The sequence below is a fragment of the Kitasatospora sp. NPDC088742 genome, assembly GCF_055584905.1.
In genome coordinates this window covers 1-17,615 of record NZ_JBVJLD010000086.1, presented here as the reverse complement: position 1 = coordinate 17,615, position 17,615 = coordinate 1, and the positions used below count along the sequence as shown (strand labels likewise).

Genomic DNA, 17,615 nt, shown 5'->3' with positions numbered 1-17,615 from the left:
CAGCGCGGAGAGGCCGCTGAGGTGCAGCCGGGGATTGCGGACCGGCCCGGAGAAGGAGAGCTGGAGGGTCCCGAGGGTGCGCCAGGAACCGTCCGTGGTGGGCCGTTCGGCGCCGAGTTCGAACGCGGTGGCCGGATCTCCGCCGCGCAGTCCGTCGGAGTATCCGCCGCCGCCGGCGGCGAGCTTTCCGGTGGCGCCTTTGGCCGTGATTCCCGGGAGGGGGGAGAAATCCAGCTGCACGCGGAGGCCGGAGGGCAGTGCGGCGCGGCGTTCGGACGACCAGGAGTCCGGCGTCTGCTGGGCCACCGCGGCCGGGCCGAGCAGCGGTGAATTCCAGCCGATCAGCAGCCCGGTGGCCAGCACCGCGGCCATTCTCCGGCCGATTCCGGACCTCCCTCCGGCGCCCGGCCCGGCCAGGTGCCCGGCTCCACGTCCGGCTCTTCGGGCGGCACCCTCCGCCGCAGGTGCGGCACACCGGCCCGAGCGGGCGGCTGACGACGCGTCGGCGGGGCGGAACTGTCGGCTCATCCGGCTCTCCTTCGGTGTCGGCCGCCCACCGGCACGGCGGGCATAAGTTCCGACAAAACGGAATCACGACATGGAGTCCGTCATACCGTGACACTGCGGTGAACGTCCCACTGCAACCCGATTGGCGGGCACTCGTCCGGCAGTCTCCGACTTACCCCCCGAGCACCGATTCCAGCCGTCGGAGTTGGCCGCCAACCGGTCGTTACGCTCCGGTGCTTGACCATTCGTCACCGATTCCCGTTCGAATAAATCTCCGGTTGAGTAGAGTCAGCGCAGTGTCCTTCGACCCCGCGCTGCTGCGCGCCAGCTTCGCCGTCGTCGAGCGCCGGGCCGACCAGCTGGTCCGGTTCTTCTACGTCCACCTGTTCGCACACAACCCAGGTCTGCGCAGGCACTTCCCCGCCGACCTGAGCGCCCAGCGCGACCGCCTCTTCCGTGCGCTCGCCCAGGTGGTGCTCCACCTCGACCAGCCCGCCCGGCTCACCGAGTACCTGCGCGCGCTCGGCCGGGACCACCGCAAGTACCGCGCCGCCGCCGAGCACTACCCCGCCGTCGGGGCCAGCCTGATCGCCGCGCTGCGGCACTTCTCCGGCCGGTCCTGGACCCAGGAGGTGGAGAAGGCCTGGACCGAGGCGTACACGGTGGTCTCGCAGGCGATGATCGAGGCCGCCGAGGCCGCCGCCGCGGTACCCGCCTGGTGGGAGGCCGAGGTGACGCACCGTCGGCGCGCCGCCCCCGACCTGGTGGTGCTCACCCTGCGCCCCGGCCAGCCCTACCCGTACGCGGCCGGCCAGTACCTGACGGTCGCCTCGCCCCGGCTGCCGCAGGTCTGGCGCCCCTACTCGATCGCCAACGCCCCGCGCCCGGACGGCTCCCTGGAGCTGCACGTGCGCCGGATACCCGGCGGGCTGCTCAGCCCGGTGCTGGTGAACGACGTACTGCCCGGCGAGCGGCTGCTGCTCGGCCCGCCGCTCGGCTCCACCGTGCTCGACCCGGCCTCGGACCGGCCGGTGCTGGCGGTGGCCGGCGGCACCGGCTGGGCCACCGTCAGAGCCCTGCTGGAGCAGCTCTCCCGGGGACCGGCCCGGCCGGCCACCGTCTTCGTGGCGGCCCGGGACGACGAGGACCAGTACGACCTGGCGGCCGTCACCGAGCTGGTCGCCGAACACGCCTGGCTGGAGGTGGTGTTGGCGGCCCCCGAGGACGGGGCCGGGCCCGAGGAGGCGGCCGCCCTGCTCCGCACCGGGCTGCGGCAGACCGCGGACTGGTCCGGCCACGACGTCTACCTGAGCGGTCCGCCGGGACTGGCCCGCGACCTCACCCGGCTGCTCACCACGCTGGGCGCCGACCCCGGGCTGATCCGCCACGACCCGGCGCCGCCGCCCGCCCGGCCCGACGGCCACCTCACTCCGGGCGAGTGGTTCCTCGGCCCCTGATCGCCCCGGATGTCACGAGTGCCGCGAGTACCCCGACTGCCGCGAGGCCGGGAACGGCGAGAGGGCCCCGGGAGATCCCGGGGCCCTCTCGATCTGTGCGCTCAGCAGGATTCGAACCTGCAACCTCTTGATCCGTAGTCAAGTGCTCTATCCGTTGAGCTATGAGCGCTTGCGCTGCCCAACTAGCGGGCGGCGAAGCGGTGGTGCGTGGTGCGCTCAGCAGGATTCGAACCTGCAACCTCTTGATCCGTAGTCAAGTGCTCTATCCGTTGAGCTATGAGCGCTTGCCCCTGGCGGGGCGTTGCGGGGACAACATTACATGACCTGCGACCTGGGGCGAAATCGATTGCCCCGGGCGTACGACACAGGAGCCCCGACGGTCAGTGACCGCCGGGGCTCCCGGTTGAGCGGAGGCTGAGGGATTTGAACCCTCGATCAGGAATAACCCCGAAACCGCATTAGCAGTGCGGCGCCATAGACCGGACTAGGCGAAGCCTCCTCCGCAGGGACCGCACCGGCCTGGCCGGTGCACTCCGTGCGAGTGTGATGATGCCACAGCCTGGGGCCCCGACACCAACCGCCGCCAACGATACTGGGCGGGTCGTCCGCGGTGCAAAGAAGAATGAGATACTCCAGTCTCCCGAGAGAGCGCGAGCCGCCGGTCGCACGCCGTGACGCAAGCCGTGAGGAGACCTGTCGACATGAGCAGCAGGCCGATCCGAGGCACTGCTCGCCTCGCCGCGATACTCGACGCGCTGCCCGACGCACTGCTGCTGGTGAACAGCAACGGCACCGTGGTCGACGCCAACGCCGCTGCCGTGCAGGCGATGCAGACCCCCGGCACCTCCCTGGTCGGGCGCGGGGTGCTCGACCTGCTGCCGGAGTTCGACCCGAGCCGGATCCCCGGTTCGATGCGCCCGGCCCCGCGCGAGGCGGAGGGCCTGGACCGCCCGGTCCGGATGACCGCCCGGCGGACCGACGGGACCACGTTCCCGGTCGAGGTCTCGGGCAACGACTTCACCGACGAGGGCGAGGGCCGGGGCGGCTCCGGCTACACCTTCTATCCGGACGGCGGCTCCTCGGCCGGGGAGCTGCTGCTCCTGCTGGTCCGCGACCTGAGCGGCCGGCTCGGGGTCGAGGCGGAGCTGCGCCGCCAGCACAAGCAGACCGAGATGATCCTGCGGGCCGCCGCCGAGGGCGTGCTCGGGGTGGACCTCGACGGGCGGGTGGTGCTGGTCAACCCGGCCGCCGCGCACATCCTGGACTACCGGGCCAGCGAGCTGGGCGGCCGCGAACTGCACCCACTGGTGCAGCACTCGCAGGCCGACGGCACCCCGCTGGCGCTGGAGGGCTCGGCACTGCTGGACACCCTGCTCTCCGGGCGCAAGCACCGGGTGCGCGGCGCGGTGCTCTGGCGCAAGGACGGCACCCCGGTCACGGTGGACCTCACCACCGCCCCGGTCCGGGACGGCGACCAGCTGGTCGGCGCGGTGATGACCTTCACCGACCGGACCAGGGAGCTGGCCCTGGTCGCCCGCAACGAGCACCTGACGGCCGTTCTGGAGAGCGAGCTGGGCGGGGCGTTGGAGGACCTGCGGCGCCGGATCGACGGGCTGGCCGAGGACCCGGCCGGTTCGCTCTGGCCGGAGGCCAACTGGACCCTGCGGCGCCTGGCCGACGAGTGCCGCCGCTTCGGCACGCTGATCGAAGGGGTGCTGGACCACCAGCGCTTCGAGGTGGCGGCCGAGGCCGGACACGAGCAGCTGGACCGCGAGCCTGTGCCGCTGGACGAGGTGGTCAAGCGCGCGGTCGAGCAGGCCGGCGAGCTGGTCGGCGCGGGCCGGGTGCGGTACTCGGTGCACGCCGCCTCGGTCGAGGTGGTCGCGGACAAGGAGCGGCTGGCCCGGGCGCTGGCCCATCTGGTCGCGGACGTCAGCGGCGTGGCGCTCTCGCTGGACGGCGACACCGGCCAGGCCCCGATGGTGGTGCTGGCCGCCGCCCAGCGCGGCGAGGTGGCCCGGATCGAGGTGCGCGGGCCGGCCCGGACGGCCAACCCGGTGCACCTGCCGATCGCCCAGGGCACCGTCGAGCGGCACGGCGGGGTGCTCCAGCGGCACGACCTGCCGGCCCGGGGCGGTACGACGTACGTGGTGGAGCTGCCGCTCGACCCGGCCACCGCCGCGCTGAACCGGACCAGGCCGAGCGTGCCCAAGGAGACCGACACGGCGATGCTGCCGGACCTCCCCGAGGTGCCGCCCGCCGAGGAGGCCGCGGCCGGGCAGCCGGCCGGGGCGGCCGCCGACCGCGCCGAGGCGGAGGGGGCGGCGGACGGGACGGACGCGGCCCCGCAGGCCCGTGCCCCGATCGCGCTGGGGCCCGGCCCTGACGCACCGTCGGCTCCCGAGGCCGCCACCGAGGAGGGCAACGGCCGGGTCGGCCGGCGGCGCCGCGGCGCCGCGACCTCCGGCGAGGCGCTCGCCCTGCCCGGCGTGCCGGACCCGGGCACGCCCGTCTACCCCGGCCTGGAGCGCTCCCTGACGGAGGCCCAGCCCGTCGCCGGGCCCCCCGCCACCCCGCCGACCGGCCGCCGCCGGCGCCTCGCCCTGCCCGCCCAGGCGGGCCAGGACAGGCCGCAGGAGGAGACGGCGCAGAGCGGCTCCGGGCCGGAGCCGACCCGGAGCGCACTGGAGCTCACCTCCGCCCCCGAGGGCCCGTCACCCGCCCTGCCCGCCACCCTCCCTGAGCCCCCGTCGGCCCCGCCGACCGCCCACCTGGTGCCGGCGGGCGAGACCGGTCAGCCCGAGCCGGTCGGCACCGGCCTGGGCGAGCTGGCCCCGCCGCGTCCGATGGGCGGCGGCTTCGCGGGGGCCTTCCCGAACGCCTTCCCGCAGCAGCCCGCGGGCCCGGGCGGGGCCGAGCGCGCCGCGCTCCCCGCACTGGCCTCCGGCGGAGCCCCGGCGGACGGGCTCGCGCTCGAGGCCGGGGTGTCCGGGGCCGGAGCGTCCGGGGCCGGAGCATCCGAGGGCGTGCGGCAGGACGGCGCGCTGGTGCCGGCCGCCCCCGCGCCCCGCACCCCGCCCCGGCCGACCTCCGAACTCGCCCTGGCCGCAGGGCAGTCCGGCCAGGTCCCGGACGAGTCCCCGACCGTGGTGGTGCCCGCCGTGGACGGCGGCCCGCGCCGCCTGCTGGTCTGGCCCGAGCCCGAGCAGGCCACCGAGCAGGCGCTCCAGGACCGGGGCTTCCAGCCCGTCACGGTCCACTCCCGCGAGGAGGTCGACGCCGAGGCACCCGGCTACCCGGCCGCGCTCTTCGTCGATCCGCTGACCGGCCCGATCACCCGCACCGCGCTCCAGTCGCTGCGCACCGCCGCGCTCAACAACCGGGTGCCGGTGCTGGTCACCGCCGGGCTCGGCCAGGCCACCCGGGACGCCGCGTACGGGGCCGAACCGGCCGTGCTGCTGCGGGCCCTGGCCCCCAAGGACAGCGAGAACCACGCCCCCCGGGTGCTGCTGGTGGAGTCCGACCCGGACGTGGCCGCCGCGCTGATCGGCGGGCTGGAGCGGCGCGGCATGCACGTGGAGCACGCCACCGACGAGAACGACGCGGTCTCCCGGGCCAGCAGCGTGCAGCCCAACCTGGTGGTGATGGACCTGCTCCAGATCCGCCGCCGCCGGCTCGGCCTGCTGGACTGGCTGCGCGCCAACGACCGGCTGCACCGCACCCCGCTGGTCGTCTACACCTCGGTGGACCTCGACCCGGCGGCACTGCCCCGGCTGCGCACCGGAGAGACGGTGCTCTTCCTGGCCGAGCGCTCCACCTCCGACGAGGTGCAGGCCCGGATCGTGGACCTGCTGGCCCGGATCGGCTCGCTGGCCGAGCCCGCCGCCGCCCAGCACTGAACGACCGGAGGGGCCCGGACCGCCGCACGCGGTCCGGGCCCCTCCTCAGTTCTGATCAGTGCTGACCCCGTGTCACTTGCCGAGGGTGGTGACGTCCAGCTCGCCGCCCGCGTACTGGGCGCGGATCACCTTCTTGTCGAACTTGCCGACCGAGGTCTTCGGCACCGCCTCGACCAGCGACCAGCGCTCGGGCAGCTGCCAGGAGGCGACCCGTCCGGCCAGGAAGGCGCGCAGCTCGGCCAGGTCGGCGGTGGCGTCGGGGCGCAGCACCACGGTGGCCAGCGGGCGCTCGCCCCACTTCTCGTCCGGGACCGCGACCACGGCGGCCTCGGCCACCTGCGGATGGGCCATCAGGTGGTTCTCCAGCTCCACCGAGGAGATCCACTCGCCGCCGGACTTGATCACGTCCTTGGCCCGGTCGGTCAGGGTCAGGTAGCCGTCCGGGGTGATGGTGCCGACGTCGCCGGTGCGCAGCCAGCCGTCCGGGCTGAACTTGTCCTCGGGGCGCTCCGGCTCGTTGCCCGCGCCGCCGAAGTACGCCCCCGCGATCCACGGGCCGCGCACCTCCAACTCCCCGGCGGAGACGCCGTCGTGCGGCATCCGCTCACCGGCGGGCCCGATCAGCCGGGCCTCCACCGAGGCCGGGAAGCGGCCCTGGGTGTACCGGTAGGGCCACTCCTCCTCCGCGGTCAGCCCGGCCGGGGGCAGGCCGAAGGAGCCGAGCGGGGAGGTCTCGGTCATGCCCCAGGCGTGCACCACCCGGATGCCGTGCCGCTCCTGGAAGGCGCGCATCAGCGCGGGCGGACAGGCCGAGCCGCCGATCACCACGGTGCGCAGGCTGGAGGTGTCGTACGAGCCGGCGTCCAGCTCGTCCAGCAGGCCGTTCCAGATGGTCGGCACGGCGGCGGCCAGGGTCGGGCGGCAGCGGTCGATCATCTCGGCCAGCGGCTTGGGCTGGAGGAAGCGGTCCGGCATCAGCAGCCTGGCACCGGACATGAAGGCCGCGTAGGGCTTGCCCCAGGCGTTCACGTGGAACATCGGGACCACCGGCAGCACGGTGTCCTGCTGGCTCATGCCGAAGCTGTCGGCGGAGAGCACCTGGAGACAGTGCAGGTAGACCGAGCGGTGGCTGTAGGCCACGCCCTTCGGGTCCCCGGTGGTGCCCGAGGTGTAGCAGAGCGCGGCGGCCCGGCGCTCGTCGATGTCCGTCATCCACGGGTAGTCGGCCGGGCGGTCGGCGATCAGCGCCTCGTAGTCGTGCACCCGGCCGGCGAAGCCGTCCAGCAGCGAGCGGTCGCAGGGGCCGTTGACCACGATGTGACGGAGCGTCGGGTTGAGCTGTGGCAGCACCCCGGCGAGCAGCGGGAGCACGCTGCCGTCGACCAGGATCGCGTGGTCGGCGGCGTGGTTGATGATGTACGCCAGCTGCTGCGGGGGCAGCCGGAGGTTGAGGGTGTGCAGCACCGCGCCCATCGAGGGGATGGCGAGGTACGCCTCCAGGTGCTCGGCGTTGTTCCACATCAGGGTGCCGATGACGGACTCCTCGCCCGCCCCGAGCTCGTCCCGCAGCGCGTGCGCGAGCTGCCCGGCCCGGGTGCCCACCTCGCCGAAGGTGCGGACCACCGGGCCGGTGCCGTCCCAGGTGGAGACGGTGGAGGCGGCGTGCAGGGTCGATCCGTGCGTCAGGATCCTGGCGACGGTGAGCGGTACGTCCTGCATGGTGCTGAACACGCGGGTCCTCCTTGACCGGGGCGGGGACGAGCAACCGTGCCAGTGACTACTGGCGGGTAGTGAGATGCTGCTCGGCCGAGATTCTGTCGTCAAGGGAAAGGACCGTCAGCGACGAAGGTCACGCCCGCCGCTCGACGTGGCGTCAGGCGGCGACCGGGGCGTCCAGGCTGTTGTGGTCGATGGAGAGGGTGGCGCCGCCGTGGGTCTCGGTGGTGTTGCCCCGGTACTGGTGGATCCGGGCGTGCCGGGACCACTGGCCCGGGTCGATCGCGGTGGTCGAGGTGGTGTCGGCCTTGTCGTCCCAGCGGGCGTACCAGACGGCGTCCGGCAGCGGGGAGGCCCCGGCCCGGGCGGCGGCGGCCAGGTCGGCGATGCCGGAGTCGGTGCTGGAGTAGAAGCCGGAGCGGTAGCCGGCGGCGTGCAGGGCCCTGGTCCAGGAGAGGGTGAAGTCCACCACGCCCTGGGCGCAGCGCTGGTCGCCGCGCGGGTAGGACTCGATGTCCAGGTAGACCGGGCTGCCCGGGCCGAGCCCGAGGGCGCGCAGCGCGGCGGCCGCCTCGGCGGCCTCCTCCTTGCCCTGGCGGACGGCGGCGGCCGGGTCGATCCGGCGGGGCTTGCCCCCGAGGGTGGCGCAGGGGGCCTGGAGGCCGACGTGAGTGGGGATCAGCTCCCAGCCCATCGCCCGGACTTCGCGCACCCAGTCGGCGGTGAGCCGGGGCTGGGAGCAGCCGCGCTGGCTCCCGCTGACGTAGATGCCCACCGCGCCGTACGGGGAGTCCCGCTTCCACGCCCGCATGGTCTCCAGCGGCGGCGCGGTGCAGGCGTCGAAGCCGCTGCCGGTGAAGACCTTGGCGGGGGCCGGGGAACGCCGGGCGCGGCTCTCCGCGAGCCGGGTGCCGCGGATCACCACGGGCCGCGGGGAGGGGGCCGCCGGGGCGGGCTCGGGCTTCGCGGCCGCCGGGAGCACGGCGGCGACCGGCAGGGCCGCGGGCGCGGCGGCGGGCACGGCCTCGGCCACGACGGCGGAGGTCGCGACGGCGGCGCCGGAGGTGTCGGGCATCCCCTCGGCGGCGAGCAGCAGCACGAGCGAGGAGGCGGTGAGGGCGGCCGGGCCCAGGTAGCGCATCACATCCGTGATACCTGACCAACCGTCAGCCGGAACCGTCCTCGGAGCCGGAAGTTCACCCGTTCGCACCCGGCCTGTCATGGGTTTGCCCGGCCTGCGCTCCTTACGTCACACTCCTTGGATGTCCACCGCCGACCTCGCCGCCCCTGCGGCGACCACCCCTGCCACCAGCACCGCTCCCCCGTACGGGGGCCGTACCGCCCGTGTCCCCGCTCCCCTGCTCTGCGTGGTCGCGATGTTCACCGTGCAGCTGGGCATCGCGCTCTCCAAGCCGCTGTTCGGGCAGCTCGGCGTGGGCGGCGCCACCTTCCTGCGGATCGGCTTCGCGGCGGTGCTGCTGCTCGCGCTGACCCGCCCGAGGCTGCGCGGCCGCAGCGCCCGCGACCTGGGGGCCACCGCCCTGCTGGGCGCGGCCTCGGCCGGGATGACGCTGCTCTTCGCCGGGGCGGTGGACCGCCTGCCGATGGGCACCGCGGCCACCATCGAGTTCCTCGGCCCGCTCGCGGTGGCGCTGGCCTTCTCCCGGCGGCTGCCGCACCTGCTGTGGGCGCTGCTGGCCGGCGGCGGGGTCGCGCTGCTCACCCTGCTCGGCGAGGGCGGCGGCGGAGCGGACGGGCACGGCGGCGGGCTCGACCCGGTGGGCCTGCTCTGCGCCTTCGGCGCGGCCGCCTGCTACGCGGGGTACATCCTGCTGACCGACAAGGTCGGTGCCACCTTCCAGGGCTTCCAGGGGCTGGCGGTCTCGATGGCGGTCGGCGCGGTGCTGCTGGCCCCGGTCGGACTGGGCGGGGCCTGGTCGGGGCTCTCCTCGGCCGGGTCCCCCTGGCTGCTGCTGCTCGCCTCGGCGGGGGTGGCGCTGCTGCTGCCGGTGATCCCGTACGCGCTGGAGATGACGGCGCTACGGCGGATGCCGCAGCGGGTGTTCAGCGTGCTGGTGAGCCTGGAGCCGGCGGTCAGCGCGCTGATGGGCCTGCTGGTCCTCGGCCAGCTGCTCGGTGCGGTCCAACTGGCGGGCATCGCCTGCGTGGTGGCCGCGAGCCTGGGGGCCTCCCTGAGCAGCCGTCACTGAGGCCCCGCCGCGCAACGGCTCCGCCGCAGAACGCGCCCGTGGGCGGTGCCGCTCGACGCGGCACCGCCCACGGTGCGTTCTTCTCCGGAGCGAGTGACCCTTCCCACCCCAGGGAGGTCCGGGCGCCGGGGTGCTCAGCTCACCCCTGGCCCGGGGCCGGTCAGTGGAAGACCGGCGCGAAGACGAAGTTGAAGTCCCGGTTCCCCTGGTCGCTGAAGATGAAGCCGGTGTTGTCCTTGGCCTGCAGGTTGTTGTTCTGGTTCGACGCGCCGGAGCCGGTGGCCACCTGCTGGGTCGAGTTGTAGTTGCCGTTCACGGTTCCGAAGATGTTCCCGCTGCCGACGTTGGACACCACGCTGCTGTTGGAGCCGTTCCCGGCCAGGGCGCCGTTGTCGGCCGACGCGGTGCCGGCGCAGGCGAGCAGCAGGCCGGCGGCGAACGGGGCGGCGGCCAGCAGGCCGACCAGTCGGGCGGTGCGAGAGCGAACCATGGTGAAGCCTCCAGATAACCACACAGATAACTGCACTTCGGGTACTGCGTGCGGGAGTTCGCGGCCAGACGAACTCCTGCGGGCTGCGACGCCGAGGAACAGGTTTCCTTAACAAATCGACAAAGTGCCAGTACCTGGAGGGGTTTTCGCCCATTAGCGTGATCTTGCGGCCCCGTCGCATAGTCCGTGGACAGCCGGTTCGTAGGCAGGCACACCGGCCTTCACCAGCACCTTCCCCCGAACGGCGGCGGCTCGGGAGACAGGCGGTCCCCGCGCGAACCGACACGCGGGGACCGGGACTTCACCACCACGGCGCGCATTTCGCGAAAGGCGCCGCCGCGCATACGACAGTGATTCAAATGACCGCCGCCCGGCGGTGGTTCAGCTACGGCCGTGCGGGGTGAGCCAGAGCTCCGGGTCCGGGCCGACCGCCACGATCCGGGTCGGGTTGATGTTGTCGTGGGTCGCGTAGTAGTGCCGGCGGATGTGCTCGAAGTCCACCGTCTCGCCGAAGCCGGGCGTCTGGAACAGGTCCCGGGCGTAGCCCCAGAGCGCGGGGTACTCGGTCAACTTCCGGACGTTGCACTTGAAGTGGCCGTGGTAGACCGCGTCGAAGCGCACCAGCGTGGTCCAGAGCCGGATGTCCGCCTCGGTGATGGCGTCGCCGACCAGGTAGCGCCGCTCGCGCAGCCGCTCCTCCAGCGCGTCCAGCCGGGCGAAGAGCACCCTCACGGCCTGGTCGTAGAAGGCCTGGTTGGGCGAGAAACCCGCCCGGTACACCTGGGTGTTGACCTCCTCGTAGACGATCTCGTTGATCGCGTCGATCTCGGCCCGCAGGTGCTCGGGGTAGAGGTCGGGAGCGCCCTCGCGCTGCCACTGCTTCCACTCCGTGCCCAGGTCGATGGTGAGGTTGGCGAAGTCGTTGTTCACCAGGAAGCCGGTCCGGGTGTCCACCAGGCCCGGCACGCTCACGCCGCCGGTGTAGTCCGGCTCGGCGGCGAGGTAGGCCTCCCGCAGCGCGTGGATGCCCAGCACCTCGTCGACGCCGCCGGCGTTGCCGTTCTCCTCGGTGAACACCCAGTGGTACTCACCCTCGATCATCTCCTGCACCGGGTCGGTGACGGCCAGCGAGATGACGTCCTCCAGGCCGAGCAACTGCCGGGTGATGATGACCCGGTGGGCCCACGGGCAGGCCCGGCTGACCACCAGCCGGTACCGGTCGGCCTCGGCCTTGACGCTGTCCCCGCCGTCCCCGCCGTCCGCGGTGAGCCGGGTGGTGAAGTGCTGCGGAGCCCGGACGTGCTCCTTGGCCTCGCTCTGTTCGGTACTCATGCCAGTCCCCTCCAGGTGTGCGGTCAGTCCAGGCCCAGTGCGGCCAACTGCTGTGCGAACGGCACGAGTTCATCCTCGTCGGATGCCGTGCCGGATGACGGCCGCGCGGTGGACGCGCCCAGCGCGGCGGCCAGTTCGGCCCCGGCCCGGTCGATCCGGCCGGCCAGCTCCTCGGTGCCGCTCTCGACCCCCGCGCCCCAGTCCGAGGAGGCGGCGTACACCGCCGTCGGCAGCACCACGGCGCGCAGGTAGACGAACATCGGGCGCAGCGCGTGCTCCAGCGCCAGCGAGTGCCGGGTGGAGCCGCCGGTGGCGCCGAGCAGCACCGGGGTGCCGGTCAGCGCGGTGTTCTCCAGCACGTCGAAGAAGGACTTGAACAGGCCGCTGTACGAGGCGGTGAACACCGGCGTGACGGCTATCAGCCCGTCCGCCGCCGCGACCGCCTCCAGCACCTCCCGCAGCGCGGGCGAGGGGAAGCCGCTGACCAGGTGCTTGGCCACGTCCACGGCCAGCTCGCGCAGCTCCACCACCCGGATCTGAACGGGCGTCAGCCGGGCGGTGGCCTCGGCCAGCCGGTCGGCCAGCAGCCGGGTGGAGGACGGGTCGCTCAGGCCGGCCGAGACGACCACCAGGCGCTTCACTTCCCGGCCCGCCCGGCCGCTGCCCGGGCCTCGTGGGTCGGCCCGGCCGGGACGTCCACCGGGCGGCCGACCGCGAACTCCTTGCGCAGCACCGGGAGGACGTGCTCGCCGAGCAGGTCCAGCTGCTCCAGCACGACCTTCAGCGGGGCCCCGCCGCCGTCCAGCAGGAACAGCTGGCGCTGGTAGTCGCCGAAGTGCTCGCGGAAGGTCAGGGTCTTCTCGATCACCTGCTGCGGGCTGCCCACGGTGAGCGGGGTGGCCTCCAGGTAGTCCTCCAGCACCCCGCCCCGGTAGACGCCGCTGTTGTTGAAGTACGGGCGGTAACTCCGGATCGCGTCCTGGGAGTTCTTCCCGATGAAGACCTGGCCGCCGAGGCCGACGTAGGCCTGCTCGGGGCGGCCGTGGCCGTAGTGCGCGTACCTGGTCCGGTAGAGCTCGATCAGCTTCCGGAAGTGGTCGGTGGGCCAGAAGATGTGGTTGGCGAAGAAGCCGTCGCCGTAGTACGCGGCCTGCTCGGCGATCTCGGGGCTGCGGATCGAACCGTGCCAGACGAACGGCGGCACGCCGTCCAGCGGGCGGGGCACCGCGGTGAAGCCCTGCAGCGGGGTGCGGAAGCGGCCCTTCCAGTCGACCACCTCCTCGCGCCAGAGCTTGTGCAGCAGTGCGTAGTTCTCGATCGCCAGCGGGATGCCCTGGCGGATGTCCTTGCCGAACCACGGGTAGACCGGGCCGGTGTTGCCGCGGCCCATCATCAGGTCCACCCGGCCCTCGGACAGGTGCTGGAGGACCGCGAAGTCCTCGGCGATCTTCACCGGGTCGTTGGTGGTGATCAACGTGGTGGAGGTGGAGAGGATGATCCGCTCGGTCCGCGCGGCGATGTAGGCCAGCAGCGTGGTCGGCGAGGAGGTGACGAACGGCGGGTTGTGGTGCTCGCCGGTGGCGAAGACGTCCAGGCCGACCTCTTCGACCTTGCGGGCGATGGCGACCGTGGCCCTGATCCGCTCCTGCTCGGTCGGCGGGTGCCCGGTGTGCGGATCGGCGGTCAGGTCGCCGACGGTGAACAGACCGAACTGCATGTCTCTCTCCATACCGACAATCGTGGGTGCTCGCGGGAACGTGCGGGAAAGCGCGGCCCGATACTTCGTCAACTGCCGCACGGGCCCGGCACGGAGAGGGTGGTCTCCGGGCCCGGCCCGTTCTCAGCGGATGGTCAGCGCGTCCAGGTAGCCGGCCAGGTTGCGGGCGGTCTCGGTGACGTTGTCGCCGCCGAACTTCTCCAGCACCGTGTCGGCCAGCACCAGGGCGGTCATCGCCTCGGCCACGATGCCCGCCGCCGGGACGGCGCAGACGTCCGAGCGCTGGTGGTGGGCCGGGGTGAACTCGCCGGTGCGGACGTCCACCGTGCGCAGCGCGTGCGGCACGGTGGCGATCGGCTTCATCGCCGCCCGCACCCGCAGCGTCTCGCCGGTGGAGATGCCGCCCTCCACCCCGCCGGCCCGGGCCGAGGCCCGGCGGATGCCGGCCGGGGTGGGCACGATCTCGTCGTGCGCCTGCGAACCGGGCAGCCGGGCCAGGTCGAAGCCGTCGCCGACCTCCACCCCCTTGATCGCCTGAATGCCCATCAGCGCGGCGGCCAGCCGGGCGTCGAGGCGGCGGTCCCAGTGCACGTGCGAACCGAGGCCGACCGGCAGGCCGTAGGCCAGCACCTCGACCACGCCCCCGAGGGTGTCGCCGTCCTTGTGCGCCCGGTCGATCTCGTCCACCATCCGGGCCGAGCTCTCCGGGTCCAGGCAGCGGACCGGATCGGCGTCCAGGTACGGCTGGTCCTCCGGTTTGGGGGTCAGCCAGGACGGGGCGCCGGCCCGGCCGAGGCCGACCACGTGGGAGACGATCTCGATCCCGGCGGCCGCCCGCAGGAAGGACTTGGCCACCGCGCCGAGCGCCACCCGGGCCGCGGTCTCCCGCGCCGAGGCCCGCTCCAGCACCGGCCGCGCCTCGTCGAAGCCGTACTTCTGCATGCCCGCCAGATCGGCGTGGCCCGGGCGGGGCCGGGTCAGCGGCTCGTTCCTGCCCAGCCCGGCCAGGATCTCCGGGTCCACCGGGTCGGCGGCCATCACCTGGTCCCACTTGGGCCACTCGGTGTTGCCCACCAGGACGGCCACCGGGCTGCCCATGGACTCGCCGTGCCGGACCCCGCCGAGCAGGCTGACCTCGTCCCGCTCGAACTTCATCCGGGCGCCCCGGCCGTGGCCGAGCCGGCGACGGGCCAGCTCGTCCGTCACCGCCCCGGTGGTCACCGGCACCCCGGCGGGCAGGCCCTCCAGGGTGGCCAGCAGGGCCGGACCGTGCGATTCGCCCGCGGTCAGCCAGCGCAGCCCGCCCACGGTCACCGGCCCTCGTCGACGGCCTGACGGCCGATCACCGGAGGCTCGACGACGATGTCGGCGCCGACCCGGGTGCCGTGCAGCCACTCCACCTTGTCGTGCAGCTGCTCCGGCGTGAGCGAGGCGAGCATCGCGTTGCGGGCCTTGGCGGCCTCGCCGACCGGGTGGTAGAGCTGCTTGCCCATCTCGCGGGCGACCAGCTGGGTGGCGGCGGTGCGCTCGCGCCGCTCGCCGTTGAACTTCTCGAAGCGCTGCGGGAACTCGCAGGCCTCGGTGCCGATCAGCCGGCCGAGCACCACCGCGTCCTCGACCGCCTGGCAGGCGCCCTGGGCGGCGTACTGCAGCATCGGGTGCGCGGCGTCGCCGATCAGCACCACCCGGCCGTCGGTCCAGGTCTCGATCGGGTCCCGGTCGCAGAGCACCCAGGCCTTCCAGTCCTCGCCGAGCTCCAGCAGCCGGCGCGGGATCTCGCCCAGGTCGGGGAACTCGTTGAGCACGAAGTCCTTCTCGGCCGGGGCGCCGATCACCGCCTCCTGGGCGTTGTCGTCCCGGGTGGCGGCCAGGTTGAAGTACTTGCCGCCGCCGATCGGGTAGTGGACGAAGTGCCACTTGGGGCCGGCCCAGAGGGTCACGGTGTTCCAGCGCAGCTCCTCGGGCACCTTCTCCATCGGGATGACGGAGCGGTAGATGGTGTGCCCGGAGACCTTCGGGAAGCCGTCGCCGACCAGCTGCTTGCGGACGAAGGAGTTGATGCCGTCGGCGCCGATCAGCGCCTCGCCGTGCACCTCCTCGCCGGAGGCCAGCACCGCGGTGACGCCGTCGGCGTCCTGACGGTAGCTCAGCAGCTGGGAGTCGGTCCGCAGCTCGATCGCCTCGGAGGCGCGGGCCGCGTCCAGCAGCGGTGCGTAGATGTCGATGCGGTGCACCACCGCGTACGGGTTGCCGAAGCGCTCCCGGTAGGTGCCGGTCAGCGGCATGGTGGCCACCAGCTCGGAGGTGGTGCCGTCCATGAACCGCAGTTCGTCGATGTGCACGGCCCGGGCCCGGACCTCGTCGCCGACGCCCAGCGCGTCCAGCGCGTGGAAGGCGTTCGGGCCGAGCTGGATGCCGGCGCCGAGTTCGGTGAAGGTGTCACGGGCCTCCAGCACCACCACCTGGTGGCCCTGGCGGGAGACGCTCAGCGCGGTCGCCAGACCGCCGATGCCTCCGCCGGCTATCAGGATCTTCGCCATCTGGCTGTTCTGCCTTTCGGGTTGGTCGGGATGATGGTCCGTCGGATCCCGGTCAGGGACCGAACAGCCGGGAGAGCTCCCGGTGGAAGCCGGGGAAGGTACGGTCCACGCAGGACGGGTGGTCCAGGGTGGTTCCGGGTGCCCGCAGGGCGAGCACCGCGAAGGCCATCGCGATCCGGTGGTCCCGGTGGGTGGCGACGGCGGTGGGGCGGAAGGTGCCGGGGTGGACGGTGATCCAGTCGGCGCCCTCCTCGACCCGGACGCCGCCCGCGCGGAGGTTCTCCGCGACGACGGCGATCCGGTCGCAGTCCTTGAGCCGGGCGTGGCCGATCCCGGTGACGGTCACCGGTCCGTCGGCCAGCGGGGCGATCACGGCCAGCGCCGGGAAGGTGTCGGCGAGGTCGCGCAGGTCGACCTCGAAGCCTCCGGCGAGCCGGCCGGTGCCGGTCACCGTGGTGGCCCGCTCGGTGACCGAGACCTCGGCCCCGGCCCGGGCCAGCACCTCGACGAACCACAGGTCGCCCTGCGGGCTGTCGAAGCCCAGGCCCTCGACGGTGACCGAGCCGCCGGTCGCCGCGGCGGCCGCGAACAGGTACGCGGCGCCGGTGGCGTCCGGCTCGATCCGCAGCCCGGTCGCGGTGTAACCCCCGGTCCCGGCGCGGACGGTGCAGTCCGGGCCCGCGCTCACCGCGGCCCCGAAGCGGCGCATCAGCGCCATGGTGGTCTCCACGTACGGGCGGCTGACCAGCCTCGGCACCGAGACGGTCAGCGGCGCCCGCATCAGCGGGGCGGAGAGCAGCAGCCCGGTCAGGTACTGGCTGCTGATCGCCGAGTCCAGCCGCAGGTCGCCGCCGCTCAGCCCGGAGGCCTCGATCCGCAGCGGCAGCCCGCCGCCCGGGCCCGGTTCGACCCGGGCGCCGAGCGCGGTCAGCGCCGAGACCAGCGGCCGCAGCGGACGGGCCGTCAGCTGCGCCGAGCCCTCGAAGCGGAACTCGCCGCGGCCCGCCGCGGCGAGCACCGGCAGGAAGCGGGCCGCGGTGCCCGCGTCGCCGCAGCGGAGCAGCGCCGGTCCGACCGGGGCCCGGCCGAGGCCGTGCACCAGCCAGTCCGCGCCGTCCTGCTCCACCCCGACCCCGAGCCCGGCCAGCGCGGCCCGGAAGGCCAGGGTGTCGGCGCCCGAGGAGGGGGCGGTGAGCCGGCTGGTGCCGGTGGCCACCGCCGCCAGCAGCAGCGCCCGGTTGGTGATGCTCTTGGAGCCGGGCACCCGGGCGGTCCGCGCGGTGGCGGTCCGCGCGGTGGCGGTCCGCGCGGTGGCGGTCCGCGCCGGGGCGGCGGCGGTGAGGGTGGGCGGGGTCACCGTCGTGCCTCCGCGGCCCGGGGGCCGAGGGTGCCGTCCGACGCCCCGTCAGGACCGGTCCCGTCCGCGGCGGGACCGGCCTGGGAGGCCCTGGCCTCGGTGAGCCGTGCCAGTACCGACTCCAGGAGTTCGGTCCGGGTCCGGCGCAGGCCGGCCAGGGCCTCCCGCTCCAGTTCGGTGAGCAGCTCGGCCAGGTCCAGGCCGAACCACTCCAGGTAGCCCAGCACCCGCTCGGCGTCGGCGTACCCGTCGGCGAACCGGGCGGCCGGAGCCGGCCGGCCGTGGTCCCGGACGGCGGCCAGGGTCGCCTCGGTGACCGCGGTCACCGAGTTGGGCGCGACCAGCTCGTCGACGTACCGGGTGTCCTGCGGCCCGGGGCCGCCCCGCACC

At 73.8% G+C, this 17,615-nt stretch carries 13 protein-coding genes, 3 tRNA genes and 1 pseudogene; 3 read left to right on the top strand and 14 right to left on the bottom strand.

Annotated features, from left to right (window positions below; translation table 11 throughout):
- The coding region (locus tag ACZ6ZR_RS37545; RefSeq protein WP_465650343.1) for a hypothetical protein at positions 1-363 on the bottom strand (363 nt) is incomplete at its 3' end.
- A gap of 440 nt (positions 364-803) precedes the next feature.
- Here ACZ6ZR_RS37545 and ACZ6ZR_RS37540 point away from each other — a divergent pair.
- Complete coding sequence (locus tag ACZ6ZR_RS37540; RefSeq protein WP_465650341.1) at positions 804-1,964, top strand: globin domain-containing protein; 1,161 nt, start codon at positions 804-806, stop codon at positions 1,962-1,964.
- Between the two features lie 96 nt (positions 1,965-2,060).
- On the opposite strand, the gene ACZ6ZR_RS37535 is transcribed toward ACZ6ZR_RS37540, so the two are convergent.
- The 3 genes from ACZ6ZR_RS37535 to ACZ6ZR_RS37525 form a co-directional block, all read right to left on the bottom strand.
- Positions 2,061-2,133, bottom strand: a tRNA-Arg gene (locus ACZ6ZR_RS37535).
- A gap of 39 nt (positions 2,134-2,172) precedes the next feature.
- Positions 2,173-2,248 (bottom strand) — tRNA-Arg (locus ACZ6ZR_RS37530).
- A gap of 124 nt (positions 2,249-2,372) precedes the next feature.
- Positions 2,373-2,463: transfer RNA gene (locus tag ACZ6ZR_RS37525), tRNA-Ser, on the bottom strand.
- A gap of 202 nt (positions 2,464-2,665) precedes the next feature.
- Between ACZ6ZR_RS37525 and ACZ6ZR_RS37520 the strand changes: the two genes are divergently transcribed.
- A complete protein-coding gene (locus tag ACZ6ZR_RS37520) occupies positions 2,666-5,863 on the top strand; it encodes a hybrid sensor histidine kinase/response regulator (protein ID WP_465650339.1) in 3,198 nt (1,065 codons plus the stop codon).
- A gap of 72 nt (positions 5,864-5,935) precedes the next feature.
- On the opposite strand, the gene ACZ6ZR_RS37515 is transcribed toward ACZ6ZR_RS37520, so the two are convergent.
- Both ACZ6ZR_RS37515 and ACZ6ZR_RS37510 read right to left on the bottom strand, forming a co-directional pair.
- Positions 5,936-7,594, bottom strand: a complete 1,659-nt coding sequence (locus ACZ6ZR_RS37515) for a long-chain fatty acid--CoA ligase (protein WP_465650337.1) — start codon at positions 7,592-7,594, stop codon at positions 5,936-5,938.
- Positions 7,595-7,736: 142 nt separating this feature from the next.
- Entirely contained in the window at positions 7,737-8,720 is a 984-nt protein-coding gene (locus ACZ6ZR_RS37510) for a DUF1906 domain-containing protein (protein WP_465650335.1), read from the bottom strand.
- Positions 8,721-8,841: 121 nt separating this feature from the next.
- Between ACZ6ZR_RS37510 and ACZ6ZR_RS37505 the strand changes: the two genes are divergently transcribed.
- Entirely contained in the window at positions 8,842-9,789 is a 948-nt protein-coding gene (locus ACZ6ZR_RS37505) for an EamA family transporter (protein WP_465650333.1), read from the top strand.
- A 160-nt stretch (positions 9,790-9,949) separates the two neighbouring features.
- On the opposite strand, the gene ACZ6ZR_RS37500 is transcribed toward ACZ6ZR_RS37505, so the two are convergent.
- The 8 genes and pseudogenes from ACZ6ZR_RS37500 to ACZ6ZR_RS37465 form a co-directional block, all read right to left on the bottom strand.
- Positions 9,950-10,279: a hypothetical protein gene (locus tag ACZ6ZR_RS37500; protein ID WP_465650331.1), complete on the bottom strand. Its 330-nt coding sequence runs from the start codon at positions 10,277-10,279 to the stop codon at positions 9,950-9,952.
- 381 nt (positions 10,280-10,660) lie between these two features.
- Complete coding sequence (locus tag ACZ6ZR_RS37495; protein ID WP_465650329.1) at positions 10,661-11,611, bottom strand: glutathione S-transferase family protein; 951 nt, start codon at positions 11,609-11,611, stop codon at positions 10,661-10,663.
- A 23-nt stretch (positions 11,612-11,634) separates the two neighbouring features.
- Positions 11,635-12,252 (bottom strand): FMN reductase, encoded by a 618-nt coding sequence (locus ACZ6ZR_RS37490; protein ID WP_465650327.1) that lies wholly within the window; start codon positions 12,250-12,252, stop codon positions 11,635-11,637.
- Positions 12,249-13,328: a CE1758 family FMN-dependent luciferase-like monooxygenase gene (locus ACZ6ZR_RS37485; protein WP_465650325.1), complete on the bottom strand. Its 1,080-nt coding sequence runs from the start codon at positions 13,326-13,328 to the stop codon at positions 12,249-12,251. The genes ACZ6ZR_RS37490 and ACZ6ZR_RS37485 overlap by 4 nt, the downstream gene beginning before the upstream one ends.
- 123 nt (positions 13,329-13,451) lie before the next feature.
- Entirely contained in the window at positions 13,452-14,636 is a 1,185-nt protein-coding gene (gene aroC, locus ACZ6ZR_RS37480; protein WP_465650351.1) for a chorismate synthase, read from the bottom strand.
- A 2-nt stretch (positions 14,637-14,638) separates the two neighbouring features.
- The gene (locus tag ACZ6ZR_RS37475; protein WP_465650323.1) at positions 14,639-15,868 is read right to left on the bottom strand and encodes a 3-hydroxybenzoate 6-monooxygenase; all 1,230 of its coding nucleotides are present in this window, start codon (positions 15,866-15,868) and stop codon (positions 14,639-14,641) included.
- A 52-nt stretch (positions 15,869-15,920) separates the two neighbouring features.
- Entirely contained in the window at positions 15,921-17,132 is a 1,212-nt protein-coding gene (gene aroA / locus ACZ6ZR_RS37470) for a 3-phosphoshikimate 1-carboxyvinyltransferase (protein ID WP_465650349.1), read from the bottom strand.
- Between the two features lie 89 nt (positions 17,133-17,221).
- Positions 17,222-17,615, bottom strand: a pseudogene (locus ACZ6ZR_RS37465) (hypothetical protein); the annotation flags it as partial.